Annotated in this window: 8 protein-coding genes; 6 read left to right on the top strand and 2 right to left on the bottom strand. The window is 31.3% G+C overall.

Going from position 1 to position 5,064, the window contains the following annotated elements:
• Nucleotides 1-72: 72 nt before the first annotated feature.
• A complete protein-coding gene (locus tag ABUA27_RS12115; protein WP_349820803.1) occupies nt 73-306 on the bottom strand; it encodes a DUF6120 family protein in 234 nt (77 codons plus the stop codon).
• Nucleotides 296-631, bottom strand: coding sequence for a PadR family transcriptional regulator (locus ABUA27_RS12110; RefSeq protein WP_129981938.1), 336 nt, complete (start codon nt 629-631; stop codon nt 296-298). Before ABUA27_RS12110 ends, ABUA27_RS12115 begins: the two co-directional genes overlap by 11 nt.
• Nucleotides 632-785: 154 nt before the next feature.
• Between ABUA27_RS12110 and ABUA27_RS12105 the strand changes: the two genes are divergently transcribed.
• From ABUA27_RS12105 to ABUA27_RS12080, 6 genes are all read left to right on the top strand, one after another.
• A complete protein-coding gene (locus ABUA27_RS12105; protein WP_129981939.1) occupies nt 786-1,679 on the top strand; it encodes a hypothetical protein in 894 nt (297 codons plus the stop codon).
• A gap of 416 nt (nt 1,680-2,095) precedes the next feature.
• Nucleotides 2,096-2,440, top strand: a complete 345-nt coding sequence (gene nrdI / locus ABUA27_RS12100) for a class Ib ribonucleoside-diphosphate reductase assembly flavoprotein NrdI (protein WP_349820802.1) — start codon at nt 2,096-2,098, stop codon at nt 2,438-2,440.
• A gap of 1 nt (nt 2,441) precedes the next feature.
• Complete coding sequence (locus ABUA27_RS12095; RefSeq protein ID WP_287846774.1) at nt 2,442-3,023, top strand: DUF3793 family protein; 582 nt, start codon at nt 2,442-2,444, stop codon at nt 3,021-3,023.
• Between the two features lie 20 nt (nt 3,024-3,043).
• Nucleotides 3,044-3,691, top strand: a complete 648-nt coding sequence (locus ABUA27_RS12090) for a YggS family pyridoxal phosphate-dependent enzyme (RefSeq protein WP_006504461.1) — start codon at nt 3,044-3,046, stop codon at nt 3,689-3,691.
• A gap of 68 nt (nt 3,692-3,759) precedes the next feature.
• Nucleotides 3,760-4,068 (top strand): hypothetical protein, encoded by a 309-nt coding sequence (locus tag ABUA27_RS12085; RefSeq protein ID WP_129981941.1) that lies wholly within the window; start codon nt 3,760-3,762, stop codon nt 4,066-4,068.
• 68 nt (nt 4,069-4,136) lie between these two features.
• Nucleotides 4,137-5,018: a Fic family protein gene (locus tag ABUA27_RS12080; RefSeq protein ID WP_349820801.1), complete on the top strand. Its 882-nt coding sequence runs from the start codon at nt 4,137-4,139 to the stop codon at nt 5,016-5,018.
• Nucleotides 5,019-5,064 lie beyond the last annotated feature (46 nt).

Raw genomic sequence — 5,064 nt, 5'->3', positions numbered from 1 at the left:
ATGCCAGCCACTACGTGGCTGGCATGGGTACATGTTTTTAATTATTTCACCTGTCTACTTGACAGGGGCGCATCATACCTTTGCTTTTTCAATCAGACGATCCATATCCTCTTGCTCATAGTAACTAATAATCACTTCCTTGGGTGTACCAAGTCTTTCTACGATTTCATCATATGTCATATCATGAGAACCATCATCAATATTATCTATGAGCTTTCTTATATATTCTTTTTCAGATTTACCATAAGAAGCAAATAGATACTTACATTGTTTAATATACTTTTTAACGTTTTTATTATAAGTCATGCTCTTCCTCCATAAATGTATCAATAATACTTGTCATCTCTTTGTATTCTTTGTATATGCCCTCTAGGTACTCTTTTCCAGATGGCTCCAAATGATAATATATTCTTGTCATTCTCTTTCCAACAAGCTTTTTCTCACTTGATATATAGCCTAGATCTTCAAACTTATAAAGAACAGGATACATACTTCCTTCTTTGATATCTATCTTACCATTTGTAAGTTCTTTAATGGAATGAGTGATCTCATACCCATAACAATCTCTTATTGAAAGAATCTTAAGAAATAACATTTCTAACTTAAAGAAGTTATTATTCTTTTTTGGCATAGTGTTTCCTCCATAGAAAATAGTAACATTAATATATTTGTTGTGCAATATATAGAAAAACTATATAGTTGTTGACAAAGATACAAGTGACATGCTAGTATTTAAGTGTAGTAAACGTTTACATCTGTACTATAACTAAACGGAGGTTGAAAACATGAAAAAAAAGTACAAATTAATTGCATTATCTTTTTTAATAACTGCTTGTGCAGTAACGTTATCTAAAACTGAAGTTTCTGCTTCGAATGATGCAGTTATTAATCAATATCTTCTTTTGAAAAATGAATACAATATAACTAAATCTAAATATATGCTGTCTGAAACTGATAGTAATGCAGTGAAGTTAAATAAGGCAGAAAAAGATATTGATCGTTTTAAAAATCACATTTATGAATTAAAAGGTAAATCTATAGAGGAATTGAAAAGATACAATTATACAGATTCGCAAATTGATGCGATAAAGAATTATGATGGAACAGAGGAAATGTCTGTAAAAGCATCTTCAAAAATTAAGTTCAGTGTTAAGAAAAATACATTAAGTTATAATTCTAAAACTGGATTGTCTACCGTTAAGGCTACAGTAAGTTTTAGCTGGAGTGGAACACCTGAAGAGTATGGAAATGATGCTTTTGCGATGGCATATGAAGCGGACAATAATCATAATTTTAAGAAAGTATCATCAGTTACTTCTTCATTGAAATATAAAGAATTTAAATCTCCAACAAGTGTAAAAACATGGACGAAGTCAGCGACTAATAAAGGTGATCAAGGTGTTACTGGTTCATATGGATGGTCATTCCCATTAAAAGTAAAAGGTGATCAATACTATGCATATTTATATGATGGCTCTTTTTCTACAACAGGAGTAGTAAGTGGAAAGGTAAAATATTTCAATGTGCGTTATTTGTATAGTCATAAAACATTTATGAGTACAACAACATTTGGAATTAGTATATCAAAGGGTTCGGTTTCTGCAGGAATAACACTCACACCCAAAGCATCTTATACAGGGTATCCTGGAAATCACGGTGGCATAGTAACTTGTTCATAATCCTAAGATGGTTATAATGAATTGCGAGGACATAATAAAATGAATACATTAAAGAAATTATTAAAGATAGTATTTTTGTTTATTTTAACAACTTATGGTTGTATGATACTATCTGCAATAAATTTGTGGCTATTTCAATATATTAATAATTTTTACCAGCATTCTGATTATTATTATGGACTATTTACTGTATCTACTGCCTGTGCTATAGTTGTAATAACTATGTATCTTTTGTATAAGAAAAAGAATTAATACACAGGAAAAGACCAATCACTGTTATTGATATACTTTGTTTGTTGATACAAATATGAGGCTGTTGAATATTCAACAGTCTTTTAATTTATAAAACACTTGACTACAGGGTTAGTGTATGCTAACCTATAGATAGTTAGTAAGAGCTAACTAGGAGGTCAACAATGAAAGTAGTCTATGTATCAAGAACTGGAAATGTAGAAGCATTAATTGGAAAACTAGGTATTACAGACGCATTACATATTGAAGATGGTACAGAAAAGGTTTCTGAAGACTATATCTTATTTACTTATACAGATGGCTTTGGAGATGTTCCTTATGAAGTATCAGACTTCTTAGAAAACAATCCATCTATTAAAGGTGTTATTGCATCTGGTGATACAGGATATGGTGAAGCATATTGTTTAGCTGGTGATAAGATCAGTGAAGATTATCATGTTCCATGTCTTTATAAAGTAGAAAATGATGGTACTGATGAAGATGTAGAAGCCATCAAAGAGTTACTTTAATATGACCTTAGGATATCATCAATTTGAACATCTTCTTCTTACGCATTGCACACCTACCTTGATCAAGCGTAAGTTAGGTAGTATGTTTCATCTTGATAATAGATATTCAGATGTTCATGAACTTGTAGAATATTATGATCAGATTCTTAACCTTCAAGGATTACGAATAAATCTCTTTTTCTCTCATGGTCGTTATACAGTATATGTATATCTGCCATCCTCACTCAAATACTTAATGACTAACAAAGACATTCAATCCTTTCTGAGACAATATGAATATCCTGATCATGATATTCTATCTCATCTAGAGAAACGTCTTGAGATGAGTCAATATCCACACGAAATAGGGTTATTTTTGGGTTATCCACTTGCTGATGTATGGGGGTTTGTACATCATAAGAAGTGTCAATGTTGTGGCTATTGGAAGGTATATGAAAATAAACGTGAGAAAGAAAGTCTCTTTAAACAATTTGACTGTTGTAAAAAAGAATTCATACTCCTTTATGAGCAGGGCTATTCTTTGTCACAAATCCTTAATCAGGCTGATAATCAGCCTTTTTCTTTTACCTTAAATGAATTATAATATTTTCGAGGTGGTTATAAATGATGAGAGTAAATGAAACAGAAACCAAAAGATTATTAGAAGCTGTTAAACCAGCGAAGCTTGTTGCAGCAACTAAATATATTGATGAAAAAGAAGTAGAAAAGCTAGAAGAATGTGGTGTTATGATCTATGGTGAAAATAAAGTACAGGACTTCTTAAAGAAGTATGAAGACTACCATGGAAAAGGTGTATGGCATTTTATTGGCACACTACAAACCAATAAAGTAAAGTATATTATTGATAAGGTACAGATGATTCATTCTGTCGCAAACTATAGATTAATTGATGAAATAGAGAAACAGGCAGCTAAACATGATTTAGTTATGGATATCTTATTACAGGTTAATATTGCGAAAGAAGAATCTAAACATGGCTTTAATGAAGAAGAAATGAATGAAGTGATGGACTACTTAAAAGATAAACCACATTTAAATCCTAGAGGATTAATGATGATGGCTCCTAATATTGAAGTAGAAGAAACAAGACAATACTTTAAAGCAACTAAAGACCTATTAACTAAACTACAGGAATCTTATCCTAACTATCAATTGACTGAACTATCAATGGGTATGACACATGACTTCCCTATTGCGGTTGCAGAAGGTAGTACAATGGTAAGACTCGGTCATGCATTATTTGATGAATAATTAAAAACATCCCTAGAAACATATGTTTCTAGGGATTTGTGTTTAGAATGGGAAATGTGGATTATTATATGACTCACAAGATTCTTGATACAATTAAATATGATGTACAGAGTGTAAAATGTAATAAGCGTAGAGGATTTATCAAAGATTATCATAAGTTCACAAGTGATAAGGATAAAAAGATTGAATTAATGTTGTATTTTGATGGTTCTATGAGTGATGATGATGCAAAACAGGTACAAAGGTTAATGAAACTTTTATCTGATAAAGGTTTTAACGGAAGTGTTCAATGTTGTAATGGAGAGTATTATAGTGATTCACTTAAACTAGGTACTATTCCTGATATTGAGGATATAGAAAAGTGTGATAATGAATAAATAGTGAAAGAATAGTGAAAAAGTTCTCTATACAGGTATAATTATAGAAAGAAGGAGGGCTTTTTCTTATGATTAAGGTGACAATAACTAATGATATTTTAAATTCAATTATAGAAATAGAACTGAACAGATATAAGATATCGTTAGTAGAATTATCACAGAACGTTTTGAATAAACTTCGTAAAAATTCAAAGATAAAAAGCTCTTATGCTTCAAACAAGATTGAAGGAAATCCTTTGTCTGAAAAACAGGCAGAAGAAGTCATTGAAAGTGATGAAAGAAAACATTATTTGAAGCCAGACCAGGAAGTAAGAAATTATTTTCTTGCATTGAATTATCTAGAAGAGAAGTTGAACAATAAAGAAAAGTTATCTAAAAAACTCATTTTAGATGTTCAGAAATTAGTTGAGAAAGGTGCTCCTAAAGAAAAAATAGGCCTTAGAGGACCTATGCCACCAGGAGTATTATTTGCAGTATATGATTCTAAGACAGGAAATCCGGATTATATTCCACCAGAATATAGCGATGTTCCAGGATTACTGGATGAGTTGATAGAGTATGTCAATACTACTGATGATCATCCATTGATTGTTGCAGCAGTTGTACATTATCAATTGGTAACTATTCATCCATTTGAGGATGGTAATGGAAGAACTGCAAGATTATTATCTGGATATATTATGGATTTAAATGGATATGGATTTAATGGGGTTGGTTCATTAGAAGAGTATTTTGCATATGATGTAGATGAATATTATGACTCTATTCAAATGGGGTTACCTGCATTGTATTATTCTGGAAGAGAGAATCCACCACATCCTGAAATTTGGATTAATTACTTTCTGCGAATGGTAAAGTTGTATTCTAGAAAAGTGTGTGATCTACAATTATCTTCTGAAGAGGAAGATATTGCAGGAAGTTTTGAATACCCACAAACCACAGGTCAGTGAAAATTAAATTTCATAAGCACCGATTAAACGGCGTTCATGAAGCTGA

It is taken from the genome of Catenibacterium sp. RTP21428st1_D7_RTP21428_210409 (assembly GCF_040227455.1).
Taxonomy (GTDB): Bacteria; Bacillota_I; Bacilli_A; order Erysipelotrichales; family Coprobacillaceae; genus Catenibacterium; species Catenibacterium mitsuoka_A.
This window is presented reverse-complemented; position numbering and strand designations above follow the sequence as displayed.